This window comes from Perlucidibaca piscinae DSM 21586 (assembly GCF_000420045.1).
GTDB lineage: Bacteria > Pseudomonadota > Gammaproteobacteria > Pseudomonadales > Moraxellaceae > Perlucidibaca > Perlucidibaca piscinae.
The window spans coordinates 467270-491925 of record NZ_ATUE01000005.1 but is presented as its reverse complement, the minus strand read 5'-3'; the positions used below and the strand labels follow the sequence as shown (position 1 = coordinate 491925).

Genomic DNA, 24656 nt, shown 5'->3' with positions numbered 1-24656 from the left:
TCGAATTCGTGGGGTGTCTCCGGGCGGCAGCCGCCACCCGGAGGATCGCTCAGGCCAGTCCGGCCAGACAGTTCAGTTCGCGCGCCAGCAGGACATCGCCATCGACACGCAAGTCGCCTTTCTGGTGCAGGGCTGCCAGATCGGCACCCTCGGCCAAGGCCTTGAGCGTGTCGTCACTGAGACCGATGGTTGCTGCGGGTGCGGCGGCAGCCGCCTTCGCCACCTGACCGGCGCCGAAGTCCACCGACCAGCTCGTTTCGGCATCCGTGACATTGAACTGCAGCACCGTGTTCAGACGGGTATCCAGCTGCCCGGCCGCCAGCTTCTCGCCCAGCGCCGCGAACAGGCGATCGGCGAACAGCTCGCGCGTTGCCGCCGCGGCGGCTGCGGCCGGTGCCGCGGTCTCGCCGCTGGCGAGACGGGCCTGACGGGCCTGCTCGACCAGGGCCTTGTCCATGCCCGACAGCACGGTCAGCTTGTTCGATGCCATGACATTGCCGCTGATCTTGAGCTGACCGCCGAAGAACAGCTTCTGCACGGCCGCCAGATCGCCGCCAAACAGGGTGTCCGCGTACTTGGCGTCGAGCGCGATGGTCACGTCAGGCTTCACGGCCTGACCGGCACCGACTGAACCGGGCGCGTTCTTGAGATCGATGAAGAAGCTCGACTCCGGATTCTGGAAATTGAACTGGAAGGAGGTCTTGGTCTGCTCCACCAGCGCCGGATTGGCGTCGACGAAGCGCCGGATGCCGCCAAAGACATCCGCCAGTGTCACGCCCTGCTCCGCTGCGGGCGCCACAGGCGCGGAAGCTGTCGCGGCTGACGCAGTGGATGCGCCGGCGGCGACACGCGCGGCACGCGCCTGCTCGACCAGGGCCTTGTCCATGCCCGACAGCACGGTGAGCTTGTTCGAGGCCATGACATTGCCATGCACCTTCATCTTGCCGCCGAAGTAGAGCTTCTGCACGGCGCCCAGATCGCCCCCGAACAGCGTGCCGGTGTGCTCGGCATCCAGCTCGATGGTCACGTCCGGCTTGTCGATCGTGCCGCTGCCGACGGCGCCGGCCGCGTTCTTGAGATCGATGAACCAGGTTGATTCGGGCTTGTGGAACACGAACTGGAACGTGGTCCTGGTCTGCTCGACCAGTTCCGGCTTCGCCGCGACAAACGCCTTGATGCCGGCGAACACGTCAGCCACGGTCACGCCCTCTTCCACGCCTGCGGCTGCAGCCGTCGCCGCAGGGGCCGTCTTGGCCTGCTTCGCCGCCGGAATCTCGGCATAGAGCTCGACGGCGGCGTTCTTGATGACGACCTCGCCACGCTCCTTCACCGACGTCTCGAACACGATGCGGGTGTCCGACTCCTTCCACATCTTCGTGACCAGGGTTTCGCCGGGGAACACGCTCTTGGCGAAGCGCACCTTGATGCTCTTGAAGCGGCGCGGATCGTTGCCGCAGAACGCCTTCACGACATGGCGACCGCAGTAGCCGTAGGTGCACATGCCATGCAGGATGGGCTTCTCGAAGCCGAAGGCCTTGGCGAAGGCCGGATCGGCGTGCAACGGGTTCCAGTCGCCGGACAGACGATACAGCAGGGTCTGGTTGGCGTCGGTCTTCTCCTCGATGACAGCATCCGGCTCGCGTGACGGCGGCACGTTGATGTCCGCGGAAGGGCCCCGGTCGCCACCCCAGCCGCCGGCACCCTTCACGAACGAGGTCATCTCGTTGTAGGCGATCTCCTCGCCGTCCTCGTCCAGGGTGTGCACGGCAAAGGTCACCACGGCATTCGGCGCCTTGTCGAAGGCTTCCTTGAACTTGAAGACATGCTTGAGCCTGGCGCTCGGCGGCAGCGGGCGCTTGATCTCGGTGTACTGCTCGCCGTGCAGCAGGCGATCGAAGCCGAAGTTCATGCCCGGCAGCTTGAGGCCGCCGGCCTTGGCCGCCGCCAGCATGGCATTGGACTGCGGCATCACGCCGTAGGTCGGCAGCACGCGGAAGTCACTGCCCAGCTCGTAGACATAGCCGAGTTCAGTGCTGTCCATGGGGTCACGGGCGGCGCCGACGCCGAGGGCGTAGAGCGCGATGTCACGCTCGTCGTAGCTGTTCTCCAGCACCAGCTCGCCTTTCTTCGCCTCGTCGAGGTCGATGAACTCGTTGCCGCCGAGGCTGGGGTTGTTGATGTTGTGCAGGATGGGCGCAAACGAGTCGTTGACGTTGCCCGGATGATCCGCGACGGAGAAATCGGTGATCCGGTCCCACTTGGCGGCCAGGTCATCGACGCTGATGGCCTTGGTGAGCGGGAAGGCATGGCCCTGGGTACGCTCCCAGCGCAGCTTGGCGATGTAGCCGGCCCCGACCTCGAAGATGCCCTTGGTTTCCTCGCAGTCCTCGTGGCAGAGCCAGGCCACCAGCGGGCTGACCTTCTCCGGCTTGAGGTTGGCGAGCAACTCCGGCGGCATCACGGTCTCGGTCAGGCGCGAGGCCGCGATGGGCGCGATGGTGTTGACGTGGATGCCCTTGGCACGGCCTTCCTCGGCCAGGCAGTTGGCGAGACCGGCAAGACCGAGTTTGGCGGCGCAGTAGTTGGCCTGGCCGAAGTTGCCGTAGAGACCGGCCGCCGACGTGGTCATGATGATGCGGCCGTAGCCCTTGTCGCGCATGATCGGCCAGGCCGCGTGCGACACGCTCATGGAGCCGGTCAGGTGAACCTTGAGGATGAGATCCCAGTCGCCCTGGGTCATCTTCTGGAAGCTGACATCACGCAGGATGCCGGCGTTGTTGATGACGATGTCGACGGTGCCGAAGGCGTCCAGCGCCGTCTGCACGATGGCCTGGCCGTTCTCCACCGAATCGTAGTTGGCAACGGCGTCGCCGCCGAGGGCCTTGATCTCCTCGACCACCTTGTCGGCAGCGGCCGAGGACTTGCCGTCACCGTGGGCACCGCCGCCGAGGTCGTTGACCACGACCTTGGCACCGAGCGAGCCGAGCAGCAGGGCATGAGAGCGGCCGAGGCCGTTGCCGGCGCCGGTGACAATGGCGACGCGGCCGTCAAAACGCAGATTGGACATGGTGAATGCTCCTGGTCACTCGCGGCTCAGAACGTGCGCGAGATGAGTTCCTTCATGATTTCGTTGGTGCCACCGTAGATGCGGTTGGCGCGGGTATCGACGTAGGCCTGGGCGACCGGATACTCGAGCATGAAGCCGTAGCCGCCATGGAGCTGGACGCACTCGTCGACGACCTTGGACATCAGGTCGGAGACCCAGTACTTGGCGGCGGCAGCGGCATCGACCTGGAGCGTCCCCTTGATCTGCTCCTCGATGCACTTGTCGACAAAGACGCGCGCGATCTGGGTTTCCGAACGCATCTCGGCCAGCTTGAACTTGCTGTTCTGGTAGGCCGCCACCGGCTTGCCGAAGACCTTGCGGTCACGCACGTAGGCCAGGGTATGCGCCAGCACCTGCTCGCAGCCGGCGGCACAGATGATGGCGATCATCAGGCGCTCCCAGGCCAGCTCCTTCATCAGCATGATGAAGCCCATGCCCTCCATGCCGATCAGGTTGCTCTTGGGCACGCGCACGTTGTCGAAGAACAGCTCGCAGGTGTCCTGGCCCTTCATGCCGACCTTCTTCAGCGGGCGACCCTTGGTGAAGCCGGGACGATCGGCCTCGACCAGCAGCAGCGAGATGTTCTCGGCGCCCTTGGCCGGATCACCGGTCTTCACCACGACCACGGCGATGTCGCAGAGATAGCCGTTGGTGATGAAGATCTTGCTGCCGTTGACGATGTAGTCATCGCCATCCTCGCGCGCGGTGGTGCGCACGGCCTGCAGGTCGGAGCCGGTGCCCGGCTCGGTCATGGCGATGGCACCGACGGCTTCGCCGGTGGCCATCTTCGGCAGCCACGTGCGCTTCAGGTCCTCGCTGGCGAAGTTGTTGATGTAGTTGGCGACGATGTCGGAATGCAGGGCGAAACCGGAGGCCGAGTCACCGGCACGGGCCTGCTCTTCCATCAGGATCACGCTGTAGAGACGATCGACACCCGATCCGCCGTACTCCTCCGGCATGGTGGCGCAGAGCAGCCCCAGCTCGCCGGCCTTGTTCCACAGGTGACGATCGATGTGCTGCTGCTCTTCCCACTTCTCGCGGTGGGGCGCCATTTCCTCCTCGAAGAAGCGGCGGGCGGTACGGCGGAAATCCTCATGTTCCGGCCCGAACAGGGTGCGCGGAATCATGGCATTCATGGGATTCGGGATGTTGAGACTCATCAGGGGCTCCGGGAGGCACAGATACAGATGCAGAAAGGTCGCGTTGCAGGCAATTTAAAATACGGCCGTACAACTTGTTTGCATTCTGTGTCCCTGCCTGAGACACTGTCAAGGGATTTGTGACCGACCAGTCTCGCCCGATGCTGCCGCGATGTTCGCCTTCCGCAGGCGCGCGTCCTACAATTACAGAATGGCTGTCGCGCCCGGTATGCAGGGAGCCGACGCCCGCGCCGAGAACATTGCCATGAACGCCAGGACCACCCCACGCCGTCGCACCCAGGCCGAACGCAGCGAAGCCATGCGCCAGCGCCTGATCGACGCGACCATCCTGAGCCTGGAAAGCGAAGGCTATGCCGGCACCACGGTCAGCACGATCATCACGGCAGCCGCCGTGTCACGCGGTGCGCCGATACACCACTTCCCGACCAAGGCTGCGCTGATCGCCGCCACTGCCGAGCATCTGGTGCGCCGGCTCTATGTGCACCTGGGCTACGCCATCCGTGCCATCGAGGACTCCGATGACCGCCTGGATGCCATGATCCTGGCGAGCTGGCGCGAGGTCTTCGGCACCTCCGAAAGCGTCGCGCTGATGGAGCTGATGATGGCCAGCCGCCGCGACGCGGAACTGGCCAATGTCATGCGCCAGATCTGGATCACCGGCTACGAGACGCTGGATACCGCATCCCGGCACTACTTCGAGGCCCTGGACCCCGACGTCAACCCGACCCAGCTGTTCGCGCTCACGCACTGGCTGATGAGCGGCATGGCCCTGGAGCGTCACCTGATGGACGGCGAGCACGTCGAACATCATTTCCTCGCCCTCTGGAGCCGCGTGCTGCGCGGCTACATGAAGCCCCGCGACGGCGTCACCACGCCACCGCCAAAACCCCGCCAGTGGGACAGCACCCTCTGACACAGGCGCAACGCCACAGTGACGAACCCGATCCCTATCCGAATTGAAGCCGAGCAGATTTCGGCTTTCTGATAGTGGTCAGGCATCGCTGCCTGCCCCGGCAACAACAAGAAGAACCCGCATGGCCAGAACCTGCCTCCTCGCCCGTGGCATCCTGCTATACGCCTGCCTGCTCGCCACGGCACAGGCCGGCGGCCTGGATGTCCCCGCCTTCGCCTCGGGCGCCCTCGGCACGGCCAACGCCAATGGCGCCGAGGCGCGTGACGCCAGCGTGATCTACTACAATCCGGCCGGCATGACCCGTCTCAGGGGAACGCACCTGAGCGGCAGCCTGACGCTGCTCAATCTGCGCGGCAAGGTCACCGACACCGGCACCACACGCACGCCGCCCCCCGGCGCCAGCAATAGCGAAGACGGCGCACCGGTCAGCGAAGACCCGCAGGCGCAGGGCCGGGCCGGCAGCTTCTGGCCGCAGATCCTGGCCACGGGCTCGGGCTTCATCAGTCACCAGATCAACGAGAACACCCACATCGGGCTGGGCGTTTTCGCTCCCGCCGGCGGCAACATCAATTACAAGAAGAACTGGTCCGGACGCTACTTCGTCGACTCCCTGGCCGCCGAAACCCTGGCCATCAACCCGTCCGCCGCCTACCGCTTCGATGACAGGCACAGCGTCGGCATCGGCTTCTCGGTGCTGGCAGCGCATCTGCGCACCATCCAGCAGATCGATGTCGACGGCATCGAGCCCTACCTGATCCAGCCCGTGGTCGGGCTGATCGGTGATGCGCAGCCGGCAGGCATTCTCGACAACCTGCTGCTGGACAACCTCGGACTCGGCGACCTCCTGCCCGATCTGACCATTCCGGCCGGCACCACGTTCGGCGCGCTGGATCCGGAGCTGAAAGCCGAGGTGTCACGGGTACTGGGCAGCGCGTTGCTGACCCCGGACAGCCGTGGCAGCGCCAAGATCGAGATGTACGGCTACGGCCTGGGCTACAACCTGGGTTATCTCTACGAGCATGACGAGCGCACGCGACTGTCCCTGGCCTATCGCAGCAAGAACCTGCTTCGCCTGCGCGGCGAACTGGACTGGGATCTGGACGAGGTCACCGCCATCATCCCGCTGCCTGATACCCGCACCGGCGACCTGCTGTCGGCTGAAGAGCTCCTCGATCGCTACCTGCGTCCGGATACCACCGCCAAGACCGAGATCACCATTCCGGCTCGCCTGTCGCTGAGCGTCTTCCGCCAGGTCACGCCGAGACTGGAGCTGATGGCTGACTACACGTTCATCGAGTCCTCGGTGCTCGACGAGATTCGCATTGAGCTCAGCGACCAGCGTGATCCGCAGGGCAACCGGGTGCGGCAGGGCGACGGCGCCATCGCCCTGGACTGGCGAGACAGCTTCCGCGCCGCCATCGGTGCCAACTACCACTGGAACGACAGGCTCATGCTGCGCAGCGGCTTCAGCTTCGATCTCACGCCCATCCCGTCGCCCAGGGAGCGCCACCCGGCCACGCCGGACGCCAACCGCTATGCCTACGCGATCGGAGCCAACTACCGCGTCAACCGACAGCTCAGCATCGATGGCGCCTACAGCCTGGTCTACATCGAAGGCTCCGAGTCGGAATACCGGCTGGATTGCCGGGGCATCTTCCGCGAGCAGGGCGAGGATGGCCTCAGCGAAGACCCGGGCAGCTGCACCGGCAACGGCGGCACCTTCCGGGGCCGCTTCGACCCGACCGTGATCCACTTGCTGGGCGTGCAGCTCAACTATCGGCTCTGACCCGGCTCAGGCCGCCGACACCATCCGCAGCGGCGGAGCCGCGACACGGCCGAGACGCAGGGGATCGGGCAGACGCCGTTCCAGCCAGGCCGGCAGGTGGCGAAGGCCCAGCACGTTGGTCTCGCGCGGGGCGTCCGGCATGAACTCGCGCGTCCCCATCACGTAGTCGAACCAGGGCCGGGTCACGCACCAGTTGGCATCCGGGTTGCGACCCATGTGATGGTCGTAGTGCCAGGGAATGCGACTGCGGCCCCAGGCCGGGTCCTGGTGCGAGCGCTTGTGCACGCGGTAGTAGTTGGCGGCCGAGTACCAGAGCGTGCCGACAAAGAACGGCGCCACCGGAAACAGCGGTGCCACGGCGGCACTGGCGGCAATCAGGCCCCAGGCCTCCTTGCCCTGCGCATGCAGGCCGAGCGGAAACTTCGCGTAGTTCGGGTCGTGATAGGCGTTCTTGCGCACCACCTTGTGGTGCTCGTGAAAGTGGAATGCCCAGAAGGCATCCTTGTCGCGCCCCTGCTCATGCAGGACGTGCTTGTGCATGAACCACTCGAAGGCATTGGCAGTTACCAAACCCGCGACAATTCCGATCATACTATGCCCCTCATGTGACTCTGTCCGTGTCTCCGGACTGGTCCAAGAAGTACCACCAATCCGGCGGAATGTTTTGACAGATTCCGCCTATTACGCAGTCGAGCGCATCATGTCCGGCACCCTGTTCATCGTCGCCGCCGCCTCCGGCACCGGCAAAACCTCCCTGGTCAAGGCCCTGGTCAGCGCCGACGAGCGCCTCGGCGTGTCGGTGTCACACACCACCCGCCCGCCGCGTCCGGGCGAGGTCGACGGGGTCAACTACCACTTCACCAGCCGCGAGCGCTTCCTCGCCGATGTGGCTGCCGGGCAGTTCCTCGAACATGCCGAGGTCTTCGGCAATCTCTATGGCACCTCCAAGGCCTGGGTCGAGCAGCGCCTGGCCGACGACCATGACGTGATCCTCGAGATCGACTGGCAGGGCGCCGAGATCGTGCGCAAGCTGATGCCGCAGGCGCTGTCCATCTTCATTCTGCCGCCGTCGCTGAAGGCGCTGGCCGAGCGTCTGAACAGCCGCGGCACCGACAGCGACGAGGTCATCGCGCACCGGCTCAGCGAGGCCATTGCCGACATCGGGCACTACAGCGACTTTGATTACCTGGTCATCAATGACCATTTCGAGACCGCGCTGGCCGATCTGCAGGCCATTGTGCGTGCCGCCCGGCAGTCGCATCGCGCGCAGTCGCGCCGGCAGGCCCAGCTGATCCGTCGCCTGCTCTCGGGCGAATCGGAATAAGGTCGCATTTCTTGTGCGAGGGCGCCTGAATCGCGTACACTTTCTGGTTCTTGTTTGATCGTTTTTCCGGAGGTCCGCCGTGGCCCGTGTCACCGTCGAAGATTGCCTGACCAACCTCGATAACCGTTTTGAACTCGTGCTGGTCGCCTCAAAGCGCGCACGCCAGCTCGCCACCGGCGGCAAGGAAGCCGGTCTGCCCTGGGAAAACGACAAGCCCACCGTCATGGCCCTGCGCGAAATCGCGGCCGGCATGGTGGACCGCAGTGTGCTCACCGAAGTGCCGGAAGAAGACACCCTGCCTGACCTGAGCAACCTCGGCGACCTCGAATACCAGCCCCCGGTCGAGCTCTAAGCCTCATGAGCACTGCGTTGTCTGCCTTGACGACGCATTCCTCCGCGCCGGAGACTCAGTTCATGAGCTCCGGCATCGATCTGTTATGTGAACGACTCACCAGCTATCTCGCTCCCGAGCAGATTGCCGACGTTCGTCGTGCCTACGAATACTCCGCCGTCGCCCACACCGGGCAGTTCCGTCGCAACGGCGACCCCTACGTCACCCATCCCCTGGCCGTTGCCGACATTCTCTGCGACATGCACATGGACCATCAGAGCCTGATGGCAGCCATGCTGCACGATGTCATCGAAGACACCGGCGTCAGCAAGGACGTGCTCGCCCAGCAGTTCGGCGACGACGTGGCCACCCTGGTCGACGGCGTCACCAAGCTCACCCAGGCGCACTTCAACACCCGCGCCGAGGCCCAGGCCGAGAACTTCCGCAAGATGATCCTGGCCATGACCCAGGACGTGCGCGTGATCGTGGTCAAGCTCGCCGACCGCCTGCACAACATGCGCACGCTTGACGTGCTCACCCCCGAGAAGCGCAAGCGCGTCGCGCGCGAGACCCTGGACATCTATGCCCCGATCGCGATGCGCCTGGGCATGAACGACATCCGCATCGAGTTCGAGGAGCTCGGCTTCCACGCCATCTGGCCGATGCGCGCCGAACGCATCCAGCATGCCGTGCTGGCCGCACGCGGCAACCGCAAGGAGGTCGTGCTCAGTCTCGAGGCCGCGCTCAGCGAGCGCCTCGCCAACGAAGGCGTGGGCGCGCGCGTGATCGGCCGCGAGAAGCACCTGTACGGCATCTACCAGAAGATGCGCGAGAAGCGTCGCTCGTTCTCCGAGATCATGGATGTCTACGGCTTCCGCGTCATCGTCGACAACGTCGATGCCTGCTACCGCGCGCTGGGCATCGTGCACAACCTGTACAAGCCCATCCCCGGCAAGTTCAAGGACTACATCGCCATTCCCAAGACCAATGGCTACCAGTCCCTGCACACGGTGCTGAAGGGCCCGCGCGGCGTGCCGATCGAGGTGCAGATCCGCTCCGAGGCCATGGATGCCATGGCCAGCAACGGCATCGCCGCGCACTGGCTGTACAAATCCGACGGCTTCACCAACACCTCGCAGACGCGTGCGCGCGAATGGATGAAGTCGCTGCTGGAGCTGCAGCGCAACGCCGGTGACTCGCTGGAGTTCATCGAGAACGTGAAGATCGACCTGTTCCCGGACGAGGTCTACATCTTCACGCCCAAGGGTCGCATCATGACCCTGCCGCGCGGGGCCACCCCGGTCGACTTCGCCTACGCCGTGCACTCCGACATCGGCGACACCTGCGTGGCCGCCCGCGTCGACAACCGCCTGGCGCCACTCAGTCTGCCGCTCACCACCGGCCAGACCGTTGAGGTCATCACCGCCCCGGGCGCGCGCCCGAATCCGGGCTGGCTGGACTTTGTCGTCACCGCCCGCGCCCGCGCCAAGATCCGCCACTACCTAAAGGACCAGCAGGAGGGCGAGTCGCGCGACCTCGGCCTGCGCCTGCTCGAGAAGTCCCTGTCAGGCATTGGCAGCCGCCTCGACGCCGTGCCCGAGAAGCGTCTGCGCAAGGTCCTGCATGAACTCGGCTTTGCCGAGCTGGGCACCTTGCTGGAAAGCATCGGCATGGGCAACCAGGTGCCGCAGATCGTGGCGCGCCGGCTGCTGCCGGAAGACGAGCTGCCCAGCGTGCGCAAGTCCTTCTTCAAGCGCGGTGGCGACAAGGGCATCGCCATCCGGGGCACCGAAGGCCTGGTGGTGTCCTACGCACGCTGCTGCCGGCCGCTGCCCGGCGACGAGATCATGGGCTTCCTGAGCGCCGGACGCGGTGTCGTCATCCATCGCCACAAGTGCCGCAGCATCGCCGCCGAGGCACGCGCCAACCCCGACAAGTGCCTGCCGCTGCGCTGGTCCGACAAGGTCGACCGGGAGTTCCAGAGCGAGCTGCGCGTGGCGCTCGCCAACCAGCGCGGCCTGCTCGCCACCATCGCCCAGGAAGTCACCGACAGCGACGCCAACATCGAGCACATCAACATCGAGGAAAAGGGTTCGCACCACGGCGTCATGCAGCTCGGCCTGCTGGTCAAGGACCGCATTCACCTGGCGCAGATCATCAAGCGCATCCGCGTGCTGCCCGGCGTCGACAAGGTCACCCGCGTACGCGCCTGAACATCGCTCAGCGCTTGCCGGCACGCCGGCTTTTCCGGAAACTGCCCGCCTGTCTTTCGAGGAATCGCCATGAACCGCGCCATCATCCAGACCAGCCACGCTCCCGCTGCCATCGGCACCTACTCGCAGGCCGTGAAACTCGGCAACACCATCTACCTGTCCGGCCAGATCGGTCTTGACCCGGCCAGCATGCAGATGGTCGATGGCATCGAGGCACAGATCGTGCGCGTCTTCGACAACCTGAAGGCAGTGTGCGAGGCCGGCGGCGCCAGCCTCAACGACATCGCCAAGCTCAACATCTTCCTCACCGATCTCGGCCACTTCGCGCTGGTCAACGAGATCATGGCGCGCTACTTCCAGCAGCCCTACCCGGCGCGTGCCGCCATCGGTGTCGCCGCCCTGCCGCGTGGCGCCCTGGTTGAAATGGACGGCATCGTGGTGGTGCCGGGCTGAGCCCTGTCCCCCTGCAGTCCGTCAGTTCGCCGGCAGCAGCGGCACCGATACCGAGCCCGTCAGCGTCACGGCCGGCACCGCGACGTCGCGTGACAGGCTGCTGAAGAACTGCGGGCTGTAGCCGCTGACCAGCAGACCCAGCTCCTCGCCCTCGCGCAGACGCTCGGCAACCCCGGTCATCGCCACCACGTGGCGACCGAGGCCGCGCAACGGCGTCAGCTGCTCATCCAGCAGACGCGGCGCCGCACCGCCACGGCGCGCGCCCCAGCCCACCTGCACGATGGCATCACAGGCCGTCACCGGAAACTCGCCGGGCAGGCCGGCGGACGCCTCGCAGCCATCCGCCGGCAGCAGCGACGCCAGCGTGATGTCGAGCTGACCGATGCCGGCGACCGTACGCCGGTTTGCCGGCAGCCCCGCGAGCGGAATGAAGACCGGCTGCACCAGGCTGGTGGCCGCGAGCGGGCCGTTGGCCACCGGAATGTCGGACGCCGGCACCGGAACCGCGACCCGGTTGCGATCATCGACCTGATCAAGGCCGACCCAGGCCGCCTGATCCGGCTCCAGCGACAGGCACACGGAGGTACGCAGACGCTCCATGGCCATGCGCACGGCCGTCGCCACGGGCTGCGCCTCGACCGGCCTGAGCTTCTCGTTGAGGAAGGCCAGCACCGCATCCGACTTGCTCAGACCGCCGCAGCTCTCGGGGCCGGACGGGGCCTGAAAGTCAGGCAGACTGAGCCCGGCGTCCATGAGGCCGCCGGTGGCCATGCCGACACCCTCGTTCAGTGGTCCGAGCTGGGAAAATGCCGTCTGCGTGCCCGGCAGCAGGTGGCCGGTCTCGTGCGTCATCAGGCGCACGTCACCGCCCAGCGCGCGATAGCCGCGAAAGTTGTTCCAGGCCTCGTTGAAGTTGAACAGGGTGTCGCGCATGCCCTGGCTGAACAGGATGTCGATGCGCGCCGGCTTAAGCGCAGCAAAGTCATAGGTCAGCCCAGCTGTCAGCGGCGCCGCGAGAAACTCCATGGGCTGCTGCTGCGCCAGTGGCAAGGCGTCGAGGAAATAGCGCGCGCTGTGGTAGTAGAAGAACGGCAGCGCGCCCGCCGGAATGCTGTTGGCAAGGCCGCCACGCAGCAGCGTCTCCTTGATGGCCGGATCCAGCCCCTGCACCAGTGGCTGGTTGGCCCCCCCTTCGCCGCCCGCCACCAGCAGCAGCGCCCAGGCGGTCTTGATGGTGTTGTTGGGGTTCAGGCTGTAGCGCAAGTCATGCGGCGTGATGTCCGGCGTCAGCACGTCGAGACGCTGGCGGGCATCGATGTTGTGCAGCAGCAGCTGGTACATGCCGCCATAGCTGCCGCCAGTGGCACCTGCCACCAGGTTGTAGCCTGTGCCGCGCCGGTCATGGGACAGGTAGTCGAGATGGGTCTCGGCCCAGTCGAGGATCTGCAGCAGGTCGCGGCCCTCGAAGTTGGGATCCATGACACGCACCGTGCCGGAGCTGTCACCGAAGCCGCGCTGGTCAATGCTGATGACGGCATAGCCGTTGTCCTGCAGGCGCTCCAGGAAGCTGCCCTCGGGATTGGTGACCCGCGATCCGCCGAAGCCATGGCCGTGCAGTACCAGCGGATTGCCGCTGCGGCAGTTGATGACGCGCGGCTCGATGACTTCGAAGCTGATGGTCTCGCCACTGGCCGAGGTCAGCTGCACCGGGTAGTGACGCCCGCCGGACAGGTTGCGGCGCTGCGCGCAGGACGCCGCGTCGGCATTGCTGTCGTCTCGCACGATGGGGCTGGCCGGGAGCGCGAATGCGGCCTGGCGGGAGGCGTCCGGCGTTACCCGACCGGACGGATCGACAGACGACGGGGTGTCGGCCTGATCATCGCCACCACAGGCAGCGAGCAACAAGGAAAGCGTCAGCGAGGACGCGACCAGCCATTGACGCATGAGAGACCACCTGCATCCATCCGGGCAACTGCCGGGCCGCCATGTCGGCGTTGTTGTTGTTTTTATGCATGTGGCGATTCGGAAGCCGGAACTGGTCAACAAATCGCCAGATCAGACTGTAGTGCAATCCGTGCCTGGATACCAGACGGTCACTGATCTCCCGCGTCTGCCAGCACCTGGGCATAGCCTGTCCGGAAATCCGGGTAACGCAGGGGATAGCCGCAGGCATGCAGGGCGTGGTTGGCGATGCGCTTGCCCTGCCCCGCACCCGGTCGTGACTCGCCGGACGGCGCCGGCAGGCCCATCTGCTGCGCCAGCCAGGCCAGCACCTCGTGCTGCGGCGTCGGCGCATCATCCACCCCCAGCAGCAGCGGCGGCAGCGTCTCGCCCGCCAGCGCCTGCGTGACCAGGTGCACCAGCAGAGCGGCGGCATCCTCGACATGCAGGCGGTTGCTCCAGCTCGGCGGATCACTCTGCACCGGGCGCCCTTCACGCACCCAGCGCAGCAGCCAGTGCCGGCCCGGGCCGTAGAGCCCGCCAAAGCGCACAATGGTGGCTGGCCAGGGCGCCTCCCTGACCAGCGCCTCGGCCGCCAGCAAGGCCGCTGCCGTGTCGGTGACGGGCCGCGCCGGCGACTGCTCGTCGATCCACTCGCCCGCCGACTCGCCGTAGACACTGGTCGACGACACCCAGAACTGGTGGCGCAGCTGCTGCCCCTGCAAGGCCTGCTGCAGCGCCCGCGTGCCTTCCACGTAGACGCGCTGGTAGGCCGCCAGCCCGGATTCGCCGGGACTCAGCGCGGTGATCACCACGTCGAGGTCCGGCGGCAGCCGCAGAGTGTCGGATCGAGTCACGTCGGCGACCAGGTCGGTCACGCCCGGCCACTGCCGGGGATGCCGGCACAGGGCATGCACGGCATGCCCGGAAGCCGCCAGCAGGCGGGCCGCACGTCCGCCGACATCACCGGCCCCCACGATCAAAATGTTTGCCATATTTGAATATTTCGATAGTTTAGAACTAAATGACATACCCGGCCCTGCGGAGATCGCCGTGACCCTGACCGAGCTGCGCTATCTCGTGACTCTGGCCACCGAACGCCACTTTGGCAAGGCGGCAGAGCGCTGCCATGTCTCGCAACCCACGCTGTCGGTGGCCATCCGCAAGCTGGAGGACTCGCTCGGCCTGACGCTCTTCGAGCGTCATCGCCACGGCGTGCTGGTGACGCCGGCCGGCGCCGACATCATTGCCCAGGCCAAGGTCGTGCTGCAGGAAACCGATGTGCTGGAACGCATGGCCCGGCACTCGCGTGACGAATTTGCCGAGCCCCTGCGCCTGGGCGCCATCTTCACCATCGGCCCGTTCCTGTTCCCGGCGCTGATCAGCCAGCTGCGCCAGGAGCGCAGCCCGCTCAAGCTCTATCTCGAAGAGGACTACACCCATGTCCTTGACGAGCGCCTTGCCCAGGGCGAGCTCGACGCCATCCTCGTCGCCATGCCGTTCGAGCCGCCCGAGACACGCATCACCCCCTTGTTCAATGAGCCCTTCCATCTGCTGCTGCCAGCGGACCATCCCTGGCGCGAGCAGGACGTGATCCGGGCCGATGCGCTGGAAAATCATCCCGTGCTGATGCTGGGCGAGGGCAACTGCTTCCGTGACCAGGTCCTGGAAACCTGCCACCTCGGCAACCAGGGCAATCAGCGCACCGGCAGCTCGCTGACCACCTTGCGCCACATGGTGGCGTCAGGCCTCGGCATGACCCTGATCCCGGCCATGGCCGTGCCGGCGCTGGTCAACGATGACGTGGTGCTGAAGCCGCTGCAACCGCACCCGGGCCGCTGCGTGGTGCTGGCCAGTCGGCATCGCTTCCCGCGCAAGGCCGCGCTGGCCGAGCTGACTCGTGCCCTGCAGACCCTGCAACTGCCGGGCTGCGTGCCGGCGCCATGATGACCGGCGCCGGCAGCCTCGCCGACACCCCGGTCACGCGCCTGCGCGGGGTCGGGCCGGCCCTTGCCGGGCAACTGGCGCGGCTCGACATCCACAGCATCCAGGACCTGCTGTTCCTGCTGCCACGCCAGTACGAGGACCGTACCCGGCTGACGCCGCTCGGCGCCCTGATGCCGGGCATGACCGTGATGGCCGAGGGCGAGGTGCGGCTGGCCGACATCGCCACCGGCCGCCGCCGCGCCCTGCTGGTGCGCCTGCGTGACGGCACCGGCAGCCTGACCCTGCGCTTCTATCACTTCCGCATGAGCCAGAAGGACAGCTACCCGCCGGGCACTCGGCTGCGCGTGTTCGGCGAAGTCAGGGCTGGCGCCACCGGCCCGGAAATGATTCATCCCGAGTGCACCCTGCTCGCCGCCGCCACCCCGGACGCCCTGCCGCAGGATGACACGCTGACACCGGTCTACCCGCTGGTCGATGGACTCAGCCAGCGCCGCCTGCGCGAGCTCATGACACGCGCCCTGCCCCTGCTCAAGCAGCCGGGTGCCCTCATCGATCACCTGCCGCCCGCCCTGGCCGGACGCTGGTCGCTGTCGCGTGCCCTGCATACGGTGCATGCGCCGCCCGCCGACACGGACCGGCAGGCGCTTAACGACGGCGAGCATCCGGCCCAGCAGCGCCTGATCCTGGAGGAGCTGGTTGCATACCAGCTCGGCCTGCTTCTGCGCCGGCAGGTGCAGCGCCAGCTGCCGGCACCGGCAATCTCCGGCAACGACCTGCTGAGCGGCAGCCTGCTCGCCCGCCTGCCCTTCCAGCTCACCGCCGCCCAGCAGCGGGTGCTGACCGAGATAGCGGCCGACCTGGCCCGGCCGCAGGCCATGCTGCGCCTGGTCCAGGGCGATGTCGGCGCAGGCAAGACCGTGGTGGCGGCACTGGCCGCCTGCCCGGTACTGGCAGCCGGCTATCAGGTCGCTGTCATGGCACCCACCGAGATTCTTGCCGAACAGCACCGCGAGCGCTTCCGGGAATGGTTCCAGCCCCTGGGCATCGAGGTCGGCTGGCTGACCGGCAAGCGCACCGGCAAGGCCCGCCAGCAGATCCTTGATGCCCTCGTCGATGGCAGCTGCCCGCTGGTGGTGGGCACCCATGCGCTGTTCCAGGACAGCGTGCAGTTCAGAAAGCTGGGGCTGGCCATCATCGACGAGCAGCACCGCTTCGGTGTCGCGCAACGGCTGGCCCTGACCCGCAAGGGCGCCGACAGCGGCCTGCAGCCGCATCAGCTGATCATGACCGCGACGCCGATTCCGCGCACCCTGGCCATGAGCGCCTACGGCGACCTGGACACCTCCATCCTTGACGGCCTGCCACCCGGCCGCCAGCCCATCCAGACCGTGGTGCTGCCCTCGACCCGGCGCGACGACCTGATCGCGCGCATCCGTCACCATGTCGCCAGCGGCCAGCAGGTGTACTGGGTGTGCACGCTGATCGACAGCTCCGACCAGATCGAGGCACAGGCGGCACAGGACACCGCCGAGACCCTGGCTGCCGCGCTGCCCGAACTGCGCCTGGGCCTGGTGCATGGCCAGCTCGGTGGCGCCGACAAGGCCGCGGTGATGACCGAGTTCGCAGCCGGCAGGATCGACATCCTGGTCGCCACCACCGTCATCGAGGTCGGCGTCGATGTGCCCAATGCCACCCTGATGGTGATCGAGAACCCGGAACGGCTGGGCCTGTCACAGCTGCACCAGCTGCGCGGGCGCGTCGGGCGCGGCAAGCTCGCCAGCTACTGCGTGCTGCTCTACCAGCATCCGGTCTCGGCGCTGGGCCGGGAGCGCCTGCAGGTCCTGCGCGACAGCCAGGACGGCTTCGTCATTGCGGAGAAGGATTTGCAGCTGCGCGGACCGGGCGAAGTGCTGGGCACTCGCCAGACCGGTGACGTCAGCTTCAAGCTTGCCGACCTGCTGCGCGACCAGCATCTGCTGGAGCAGGCCAGGACACTGGCAGACCGTCTGCAGCAGGTGCAGCCGGAAGCCGCAGACGGTCTGCGCGCCCGCTGGCTGAAGCAGCGCGACCAGTACCTGCGAGCCTGAACAAGGCATTGTCAGAGATGGGGAAAAAATCACATACTGGCCGATATGTCGCCCGACGTTTTCACCATGCCAAGCCGGCATCGCGCTGACTGGATGCACTGATGCATTTGACGCCGTTTCTACGTTGCACGCTGCTCGCCACGCTGCTCGCCTTCGGGTCCGGGGCGGCGCTGGCCAGTTACCCGCGCGTGTCATCGGAAAAGGTCATCGGCTCGCCGCACCAGATCCGTCAGGCGGCCATGGCCGGCTCGCCGGAAGCCCAGTACAACCTCGCGGTGATGTACTACAACGGTGATGGCGTGGTGCGCAATCGCTACAAGGCGGCGGAGTGGTTCACCAAGGCCGCCAACCAGGGCCTGGCACGCGCCCAGTACAACCTGGGTGCGCTGTACTCCAGCGGAACCGGCGTGGCGCGCGACCAGCGCGTGGCCAACACCTGGTTCCGTGCCGCCGCAGACCAGGACTACCCGCCGGCGCTCTACGCCCTGGGCATGGCCTATTACGACGGCAAGGGCATCGCGCAGGACTACGAACTGGCGCTGCCGCTGATCGAGAAGGCCGCGCGGCTGGGTTTCCCGCTGGCACAGAACAACCTCGGCTCGATGTTTGACCAGGGCACGGGCGTCAGCCAGAACAAGCGTCGCGCCGCCACCTGGTACGAAAAGGCGGCCAAGCAGGGCCTGCCCGAGGCGCAGTTCAACCTGGCGCTCATGTACCTGAACGGAGACGGGGTGTTCCGCAATCAGCGCAAGGCTGCGGAATGGATGCAGCGTGCCGCCGACCAGGGCTTCGGCAAGGCCTTGCGGCGCATGGGGGATTTCTATCTGAACGGCACCGGGGTCGAACGCAACCCGGTGCTGGCCCGCGAGTATTACCAGCGGGCCAGCCTCATCGGCAGCTGAGACTCAGGCGAGAATGGGCGGCAGCGCGCGCGCCAGCTCGGTCTTCACTTTCATGTCGGTGGCGTAGCTGCCAGTCAGGGCGAACCCGGTCAGCTGACCTTCCGGCGAAATGAAGGTGGCCTTGACGTTGGCACCATCCGCTTCGACCGCCCAGGCACCCGGGCTGTTCGGCGCCACCGGCGACACCACCACCGGGCACACCGGGGTCTTGATCTGCACCGGCATGGCCGGGTAGTTCACCGCCGTCGGCTGACCGGCCAGGGTCTTGGCCAGCGCACGCGCCGCTGCCATCAGCGGCAGCACATACATCAGCACCTTGCCCTCGACCTCGGCACAGTCACCGAGCGCGTAGATGTGCTCGTTGCTGGTACGCAGGAAGCGATCGGTGACGATGCCGCGACCGACTGTCAGGCCGGCCTGCTGGGCCAGCGCGATGCGCGGGCGCAGACCGATGGCCGAGAGCACGACATCGGCAGCGACCTGGCTGCCATCCGACAGGGTCACGCTGACGCCGTCGCCGGCAACATCGACAGCCGTCACGCCGACACCGAAATGGAAGGTGACGCCGAGGCTGGCCAGACCGGCACCGACGGCCTGCGAGGCACGTTCCGGCAGCAGGGTTGGCAGCGCGCGGCCCATGGGCTCGACCAGATCGACCTTGTAGCCGCTGGCAGCGAGGTCATTGGCGAACTCGCAGCCGATGAGACCACCGCCAATGATCAGGACATGCTTGCCCGGCGCACCGATGGTGTCGCGGAACACGCCGTAGTCGACCAGGTCATTGACCGAATGCACGCGCTCGGCACCGTTGCCGCCGAGCGGCGGACGGAACACGTCGGCACCCACGGCGAACACCAGAGCACCGTACTCCAGCACCTCGTCGCCGATGCTGAGCGTCTGTGCGGCCGTGTCGATGGCCGTGACCGTCACCTGCGTGCGCACCACCGCCTTGAGCTGGCTCGCCATGTCGTCGGCCGAGGCCATGCCCAGGTCGTTCGCCGTCTTGGCCTTGGCCAGGGCGTTCGACAGCATGGGCTTGGAATAGCTGCGGCCGTCATCCTGAGTCAGCAGCACCAGCGGACGCTCGGCGTCCAGCTTGCGAAACTCACGGGCCAGCGTGTATCCGGCCAGACCGGTACCCAGGATGATCAGCGGACGCATGCCTCAGACCTCTTCCATCTCGAAGTCTTCCTTGCCCACGCCGCAGTCCGGGCAGACCCAGTCAGCGGGAATGTCAGCCCAGGCAGTGCCGGCCGGGATTCCGTCCCAGGGCATGCCCACAGCTTCGTCATACACAAAGCCACACACGATGCATTGCCACTTCTTCATGATTTCTTCCTCGATGTATCGGTAAAAATTGCTGACACGCTACGCGGCCGTTGCGGCTTTGGCAATCCAGACAGCGCACTATGGTACATCAAGCGGATCAGGCCTGTGCAGCCGCCAGTACCTGCTTGTAGTGGTTGGCATGGCGCTCCTCGACCTTGGCCAGCGCGGCGAAGCGCTTTTCGGCCTTGAGCAGGGCCTTGCGGAACCACTCCGCATGCTCTTCCGACTCGGCGATCTGCTCGCTGAACTCGGCCACGGCAGCCTCGTTGTTCTCGGCATGCGCGGTTTCGCGGAACTTCGGATACATCTCGGTGTACTCGTAGGTCTCGCCGGCGATGGCGATCTCCAGCATCGCGGCAGGCGTCAGCGTCTCTTTCGGGTAGAGAATGTCGAGGTGGCCGAAGGCATGCTGGATTTCCTGCGCGGCGGTCTCCTCGAATGCCGCTGCCGTGGCTTCATCGCCCATGGCGCGCGCCAGCTTGGCAAAGTAGCTGTACTTCATGAAGGCCATGGATTCGCCGGCGAAGGCGGCCTCGAGATTCTTGCCTGTAACCGTGACATTGATTTTCATGCACATGCTCCCTGGTTTCCGTTGGTCGGGTGATGCACACCCGGTACAGGCTTACGATAGCGAGGCCATACCCACACAGCCAATGAAAGTATTCTGACCTTTCAATAGCAAAAGACTATCAATGCAAGCGCAAACCGATAGCGTCATCAATGGCCACCACACCAGCATCTCTTGCAGGCGCGACCACCTGTCGTCATGCTTGCACCCCATGTCCTCACCGCGTTTCGCCAGTCACTGGCCTCATCCCGCGCGCTGGCTCGGCCCGCGCTGCCGCTGGCAGTCGCCGCCCCCCGCCGCCCTGCTGACCTGGCTGGATGAAGCCGGCTCGCTGACCGCACGCCTGCAAGCACTGGCGCAGGGGCGGCTGCAGGTGCAGGTGCTGGACGAAGGCTGGGCACAGCCGACCCGCGATGAATGCCGCCAGCTCGGTCTGCGCGGCGGTCGTCTGGCATGGATACGCGAGGTCCGCCTGCAGTGCGACGGCGTTGCCTGGGTACAGGCCCGCTCCGTGCTGCCACGCGCCAGCCTGGTCGGCAGTGGCCGACGCCTGACCCGTCTCGGCAACCGCTCCCTGGGCGCCCTGCTGTTCCGCAATCCGCGCCTGCAGCGCGGCGACATCGCCATTGCCCCCCTCCAGCTTCACGGTGGCACGGTCTGGGCCAGACGCTCGGCCCTGCACCTGCACGGACACCCGGTGCTGGTTGCCGAAGCCTTCCTGCCGGCCCTGTTGCAACGCGCCGGCGACACACCCCCCGTCACTCCCTGCCCCGCGCCCTGAGCCGGGATGGACATCACCATGCACAGCCTGCCCCGCCTCGCCGACATCATCGCCCTGACCCGACTGGATCGCCCCATCGGCATCTGGCTGCTGCTCTGGCCCACGCTGTGGGCGGTGTGGGTTGCCGGTGACGGCACGCCGGCACTCGGCATCGTCATCGTGTTCGCATTGGGCGTGGTGCTGATGCGCTCGGCCGGCTGCGCCATCAACGACTACGCCGACCGTCATGTCGACGGCCAGGTGCGACGCACGGCGGATCGTCCGCTCGCCGCCGGCCGCCTGCGCCCGGAAGATGCCCTGCTGGTGTTCGGCGCGCTGGTCGCCGCCAGCGCCTGCCTGCTGCTGTTCCTGAACTGGCAGACCTTCCTCTGGTCCTTCGGCGCGCTGGCGCTGGCCACGCTGTATCCGTTCATGAAGCGCTGGACCTACCTGCCCCAGGTCGTGCTTGGTGCCGCCTTCTCGTGGGCCATCCCCATGGCCTTCGTGGCCCAGGGCAAGACACCGGACGCGCTGTGCTGGCTGCTCTATGCCAGCAACCTGGCGTGGACGGTTGCCTACGACACCCAGTACGCCATGGCCGACCGCGACGACGACCTGCGCGCCGGCATCAAGTCCACCGCCATTCTCTTTGGCGACCTGGATCGCGTCATCATCGCCGGCCTGCAGGGACTGTTCCTGCTCGGCCTGTGGAGCGTCGGCCGTCACCTCGAACTGGGCTCGCTGTGGCTGGCCGGCCTGGTCATCGCCGCCGCGCTGTTTCTGCGTCAGTGGTGGCTGACCCGCGAGCGCCAGCCCGAGGCCTGTCTGGCCGCCTTCCGTGACAACCACTGGGTGGGGCTGTGGCTGTTCATCGCCCTGCTCGCCGGCATGCTGCAAAAAGCGCTAGTCTGACGCCACGAAATCGTCATATTTCTGTCATGAGTCGGGTTTGTAATGCCGTTGTCATCAGGTAAAGATCTGCCAACCCGGAATGCGCCATGAACCATGAAAAGATCCTGATCGTTGACGACGAAGCCGCCATCCGCGAAATGATCGCCATCGCGCTGGAGCTGGCCGGCTACGAAACCCTGGAGGCCGAAGACGCCCTGCAGGCTCACCACTGCGTGGTCGACGAACGACCCGCCCTGATCCTGCTCGACTGGATGCTGCCCGGCATGAGCGGCATCGAGCTGGCGCGTCGCCTCAAGCGCGACGAGAGCACCGGCGAGATCCCCATCATCATGCTCACCGCGCGCGGCGAAGAGGACAACAAGATCCAGGGCCTGGACGCCGGCGCCGACGATTACATCACCAAGCCGTTCTCGACCCGCGAGCTGGTGTCTCGCATCAAGGCCGTACTGCGTCGCAGCAGCGCGCTCAGCCAGGAAAAGGCCATCGACGTCGACGGCCTCAAGCTGGACCCGGTCAGCCACCGCGTCACCGCGCGCGACAAGCCGGTCGAGATGGGCCCCACCGAATACCGCCTGCTGGCCTTCTTCATGAGCCATCCGGAACGCGCCTACACGCGCACCCAGATGCTCGACCAGGTCTGGGGCGGCAATGTCTATGTCGAGGATCGCACCATCGACGTACACATCCGGCGCCTGCGCAAGGCCCTGGAGCCCTACGGCTATGACCGTTTCGTGCAGACCGTGCGCGGCACGGGCTACCGCTTCTCGACCCAGGTCGAGAGCAAGACCGAGGAAACATGAGGCGACTGCTCCCTGCCCCCGAACGCCGTCAGCTGCTGCTGGGGGCAATGCTGTCACTGAGCGTCGGCTGGCTGATCGGCCATCCGGGCTGGGCACTGGCGATCTACCTGCTGCTGCACCTGATTCGCCACCTGCGCGAGCTTGATCGCCTGCAGAGCTGGCTCAACGACCCGGCCAGCGAAATTCCCGAAAGCCGTGGCACCTGGGATGACATCTTCCGCGGCATCTACCAGCTGCGCCGCGACGAGGAACGTTCACGCAACAACCTGCTCGGCATCATCGAGCGCGCCCGCGAGTCGGTGTCGGCGCTGGAAGAGGCGGTCACCCTGATCGACAGCCAGGGCAACCTGGAGTGGTGGAACCCGGCGGCGCAGACCCTGCTCGGCATTCGCCCCGAAGACCAGGGCCAGCCCATCATCAACCTGATCCGCTCGCCCGGCTTCATCCGCTACTTCAACCAGGCGCAGTACGAGGAAGGTCTGCGTCTGCCGGCTCCGCGCCATCCCGGTCGCCACTTCCAGTTCGAGATCACCCGTTTCGGCGGCAACGACCGCCTGATGATCGTCTACGACATCACCCGCCTCCACAACCTGGAGCAGATGCGCAAGGACTTCGTCGCCAATGTCTCGCACGAGCTGCGCACGCCGCTGACCGTGCTCAGCGGCTACCTGGAAACGCTGAGCGACCAGGTCGAGGACGTCGCGCCACGCTGGACACGCCCGCTGCAGCAGATGACGCAGCAGGCCACGCGCATGAACAACCTGGTCAACGACCTGCTGCTGCTGTCGCGCCTGGAGAACCAGCCCGACGAGCGCCAGCCGCAGCCGGTCGACGTGGTGCGCCTGCTCACCCACATCCGCCAGGATGCCGAGGTCATGGCGCAGCCGCGCGGCCAGGTCATCGTGCTTACCACGGAGCCCGGTCTCGGCCTGATGGGCATGGAGTCGGAGCTGCGCTCGGCGTTTTCCAACCTGATCACCAATGCCGTCAAGTACACCCAGGACAAGGGCCAGATCACCATCGTCTGGCACTCGGATGCCACCGGCGCTCACCTCACGGTGCGCGACAACGGCATCGGCATCGATCCGGTACACATTCCGCGCCTGACCGAGCGCTTCTACCGCGCCGACGCCGCGCGCAGCACCGCCACCGGCGGTACCGGCCTGGGTCTGGCCATCGTCAAGCACGTGCTCATGCAGCACAAGGCGACGCTGGAGATCCGTTCGGTGCCCGGCAAGGGATCGACCTTCACCTGCCATTTCCCGACCTCGGCCATCCAGCGCATCGAGAACGACTGAGGGCCGGATGCCACCTCGCCATCGAGGCCGCCGCCCGTCACGCGCCCATGAAAAAAACCGGCCTTGCGAGCCGGTTTTTTCATGCCGCGAGGAGGCTGTCTCAGCGCGTCTCGAGACGCTGCTGCACCTGCTCGACGCTGTTGTGACGCACGTCCATGCCCTTGACCAGGAAGATCAGCTGCTCGGCGATGTTGCGTGCGTGATCACCGACGCGCTCCAGCGAACGCAGCACGCCCATGACGTTGAGCACGCGCGAGATCGCACGCGGGTCTTCCATCATGTAGGTGACCAGGGCGCGGGTGGCGGTCTTGTACTCGAGGTCGATCTCGGCATCGGCCTGCATGACCTTAAAGGCCTGGTCGGCGTCGAAATGCGCGAAGGCATCCAGGGTGTCGTGAATCATCAGACGCACCTGGTTGCCGATGTGGCGGCACTCGACGTAGCCGCGCGGCGACTCGCCTTCCTCGCACAGGCTGATGGCGGCGCGCGCGATCTTGGCGGCTTCGTCACCCATGCGCTCGAGGTCGGTGATGGCCTTGCCGATGGCGATGATCATTCGCAGGTCCGAGGCTGCCGGCTGGCGTCGGGCCAGGATGCGCACGATTTCCTCGTCGATGCCGGTTTCCATCTGGTTGATGCGGCGATCGTTGTCCTGCACGCTCGAGGCCAGCGCCGAATCGGCATCCAGCAACGCCGCGATGGCATCGGCGACCTGCTTCTCGACCAGGCCACCCATGGCGAGGAAGTGCGAACGCACCTCGTCGAGCTCGGCGTTGAACTGCTGGGAAATGTGCTGGCTGTAATCTTCGCGCTTCATGGCGTGCTC

At 66.2% G+C, this 24656-nt stretch carries 22 protein-coding genes; 13 read left to right on the top strand and 9 right to left on the bottom strand.

Features of this window, described 5'->3' with window-relative positions; all coding sequences use genetic code 11:
- Positions 1 to 49: 49 nt before the first annotated feature.
- Positions 50 to 3067 carry an SDR family NAD(P)-dependent oxidoreductase gene (locus F595_RS12360; RefSeq protein ID WP_022955270.1) on the bottom strand — a complete coding sequence of 1006 codons (3018 nt, stop codon included), beginning with the start codon at positions 3065 to 3067 and terminating at the stop codon, positions 50 to 52.
- 26 nt (positions 3068 to 3093) lie between these two features.
- The gene (locus F595_RS0102375) at positions 3094 to 4233 is read right to left on the bottom strand and encodes an acyl-CoA dehydrogenase family protein (protein WP_211213135.1); all 1140 of its coding nucleotides are present in this window, start codon (positions 4231 to 4233) and stop codon (positions 3094 to 3096) included.
- Between the two features lie 277 nt (positions 4234 to 4510).
- On the opposite strand from F595_RS0102375, the gene F595_RS0102370 reads away from it, so the two are divergent.
- A complete protein-coding gene (locus F595_RS0102370; RefSeq protein ID WP_026913143.1) occupies positions 4511 to 5179 on the top strand; it encodes a TetR/AcrR family transcriptional regulator in 669 nt (222 codons plus the stop codon).
- 121 nt (positions 5180 to 5300) lie between these two features.
- On the top strand, positions 5301 to 6965 hold the full coding sequence (locus F595_RS0102365; RefSeq protein ID WP_022955267.1) for an OmpP1/FadL family transporter: 1665 nt from the start codon (positions 5301 to 5303) through the stop codon (positions 6963 to 6965).
- A 6-nt stretch (positions 6966 to 6971) separates the two neighbouring features.
- On the opposite strand, the gene F595_RS12355 is transcribed toward F595_RS0102365, so the two are convergent.
- Complete coding sequence (locus F595_RS12355) at positions 6972 to 7505, bottom strand: hypothetical protein (RefSeq protein ID WP_211213125.1); 534 nt, start codon at positions 7503 to 7505, stop codon at positions 6972 to 6974.
- Positions 7506 to 7665: 160 nt separating this feature from the next.
- Here F595_RS12355 and gmk point away from each other — a divergent pair, with 160 nt between their 5' ends.
- From gmk to F595_RS0102340, 4 genes are all read left to right on the top strand, one after another.
- Complete coding sequence (gmk, locus tag F595_RS0102355) at positions 7666 to 8289, top strand: guanylate kinase (protein ID WP_026913142.1); 624 nt, start codon at positions 7666 to 7668, stop codon at positions 8287 to 8289.
- 79 nt (positions 8290 to 8368) lie between these two features.
- Entirely contained in the window at positions 8369 to 8641 is a 273-nt protein-coding gene (gene rpoZ / locus F595_RS12350) for a DNA-directed RNA polymerase subunit omega (protein WP_022955265.1), read from the top strand.
- Between the two features lie 62 nt (positions 8642 to 8703).
- Positions 8704 to 10833 carry a RelA/SpoT family protein gene (locus F595_RS0102345; protein WP_022955264.1) on the top strand — a complete coding sequence of 710 codons (2130 nt, stop codon included), beginning with the start codon at positions 8704 to 8706 and terminating at the stop codon, positions 10831 to 10833.
- 69 nt (positions 10834 to 10902) lie between these two features.
- Entirely contained in the window at positions 10903 to 11286 is a 384-nt protein-coding gene (locus tag F595_RS0102340; RefSeq protein ID WP_022955263.1) for a RidA family protein, read from the top strand.
- A gap of 21 nt (positions 11287 to 11307) precedes the next feature.
- Here the strand turns inward: F595_RS0102340 and F595_RS12345 are convergent, their stop codons facing one another.
- Entirely contained in the window at positions 11308 to 13230 is a 1923-nt protein-coding gene (locus F595_RS12345; RefSeq protein ID WP_022955262.1) for an alpha/beta fold hydrolase, read from the bottom strand.
- Positions 13231 to 13379: 149 nt separating this feature from the next.
- Positions 13380 to 14222, bottom strand: coding sequence for an NAD(P)H-binding protein (locus tag F595_RS0102330; protein ID WP_022955261.1), 843 nt, complete (start codon positions 14220 to 14222; stop codon positions 13380 to 13382).
- A gap of 58 nt (positions 14223 to 14280) precedes the next feature.
- Here F595_RS0102330 and F595_RS0102325 point away from each other — a divergent pair, with 58 nt between their 5' ends.
- The 3 genes from F595_RS0102325 (at position 14281) to F595_RS12340 (ending at position 18163) form a co-directional block, all read left to right on the top strand.
- Positions 14281 to 15174, top strand: coding sequence for a LysR substrate-binding domain-containing protein (locus tag F595_RS0102325; protein ID WP_022955260.1), 894 nt, complete (start codon positions 14281 to 14283; stop codon positions 15172 to 15174).
- Positions 15174 to 17261, top strand: a complete 2088-nt coding sequence (recG, locus tag F595_RS0102320) for an ATP-dependent DNA helicase RecG (protein ID WP_026913141.1) — start codon at positions 15174 to 15176, stop codon at positions 17259 to 17261. The genes F595_RS0102325 and recG overlap by 1 nt, the downstream gene beginning before the upstream one ends.
- Before the next feature lie 101 nt (positions 17262 to 17362).
- A complete protein-coding gene (locus tag F595_RS12340) occupies positions 17363 to 18163 on the top strand; it encodes an SEL1-like repeat protein (RefSeq protein ID WP_051144603.1) in 801 nt (266 codons plus the stop codon).
- Between the two features lie 3 nt (positions 18164 to 18166).
- Here the strand turns inward: F595_RS12340 and F595_RS0102310 are convergent, their stop codons facing one another.
- The 3 genes from F595_RS0102310 to F595_RS0102300 all read right to left on the bottom strand — a co-directional run bounded on the left by F595_RS0102310 (position 18167) and on the right by F595_RS0102300 (position 20063).
- Positions 18167 to 19324 (bottom strand): FAD-dependent oxidoreductase, encoded by a 1158-nt coding sequence (locus F595_RS0102310; protein WP_026913140.1) that lies wholly within the window; start codon positions 19322 to 19324, stop codon positions 18167 to 18169.
- A gap of 3 nt (positions 19325 to 19327) precedes the next feature.
- Positions 19328 to 19492 carry a rubredoxin gene (locus tag F595_RS0102305; RefSeq protein ID WP_026913139.1) on the bottom strand — a complete coding sequence of 55 codons (165 nt, stop codon included), beginning with the start codon at positions 19490 to 19492 and terminating at the stop codon, positions 19328 to 19330.
- A gap of 97 nt (positions 19493 to 19589) precedes the next feature.
- Positions 19590 to 20063 carry a ferritin family protein gene (locus F595_RS0102300; RefSeq protein ID WP_022955258.1) on the bottom strand — a complete coding sequence of 158 codons (474 nt, stop codon included), beginning with the start codon at positions 20061 to 20063 and terminating at the stop codon, positions 19590 to 19592.
- Between the two features lie 208 nt (positions 20064 to 20271).
- Here F595_RS0102300 and F595_RS12335 point away from each other — a divergent pair, with 208 nt between their 5' ends.
- From F595_RS12335 to phoR, 4 genes are all read left to right on the top strand, one after another.
- On the top strand, positions 20272 to 20841 hold the full coding sequence (locus F595_RS12335) for a chorismate--pyruvate lyase family protein (RefSeq protein ID WP_022955257.1): 570 nt from the start codon (positions 20272 to 20274) through the stop codon (positions 20839 to 20841).
- Positions 20842 to 20859: 18 nt separating this feature from the next.
- Positions 20860 to 21732 (top strand): 4-hydroxybenzoate octaprenyltransferase, encoded by an 873-nt coding sequence (gene ubiA, locus F595_RS0102290; RefSeq protein WP_407635940.1) that lies wholly within the window; start codon positions 20860 to 20862, stop codon positions 21730 to 21732.
- Between the two features lie 86 nt (positions 21733 to 21818).
- Entirely contained in the window at positions 21819 to 22532 is a 714-nt protein-coding gene (gene phoB, locus F595_RS0102285; protein WP_022955255.1) for a phosphate regulon transcriptional regulator PhoB, read from the top strand.
- The gene (gene phoR / locus F595_RS0102280) at positions 22529 to 23830 is read left to right on the top strand and encodes a phosphate regulon sensor histidine kinase PhoR (protein ID WP_022955254.1); all 1302 of its coding nucleotides are present in this window, start codon (positions 22529 to 22531) and stop codon (positions 23828 to 23830) included. Before phoB ends, phoR begins: the two co-directional genes overlap by 4 nt.
- Before the next feature lie 100 nt (positions 23831 to 23930).
- Here the strand turns inward: phoR and phoU are convergent, their stop codons facing one another.
- On the bottom strand, positions 23931 to 24647 hold the full coding sequence (gene phoU / locus F595_RS0102275; RefSeq protein ID WP_022955253.1) for a phosphate signaling complex protein PhoU: 717 nt from the start codon (positions 24645 to 24647) through the stop codon (positions 23931 to 23933).
- Between the last annotated feature and the right edge of the window lie 9 nt (positions 24648 to 24656).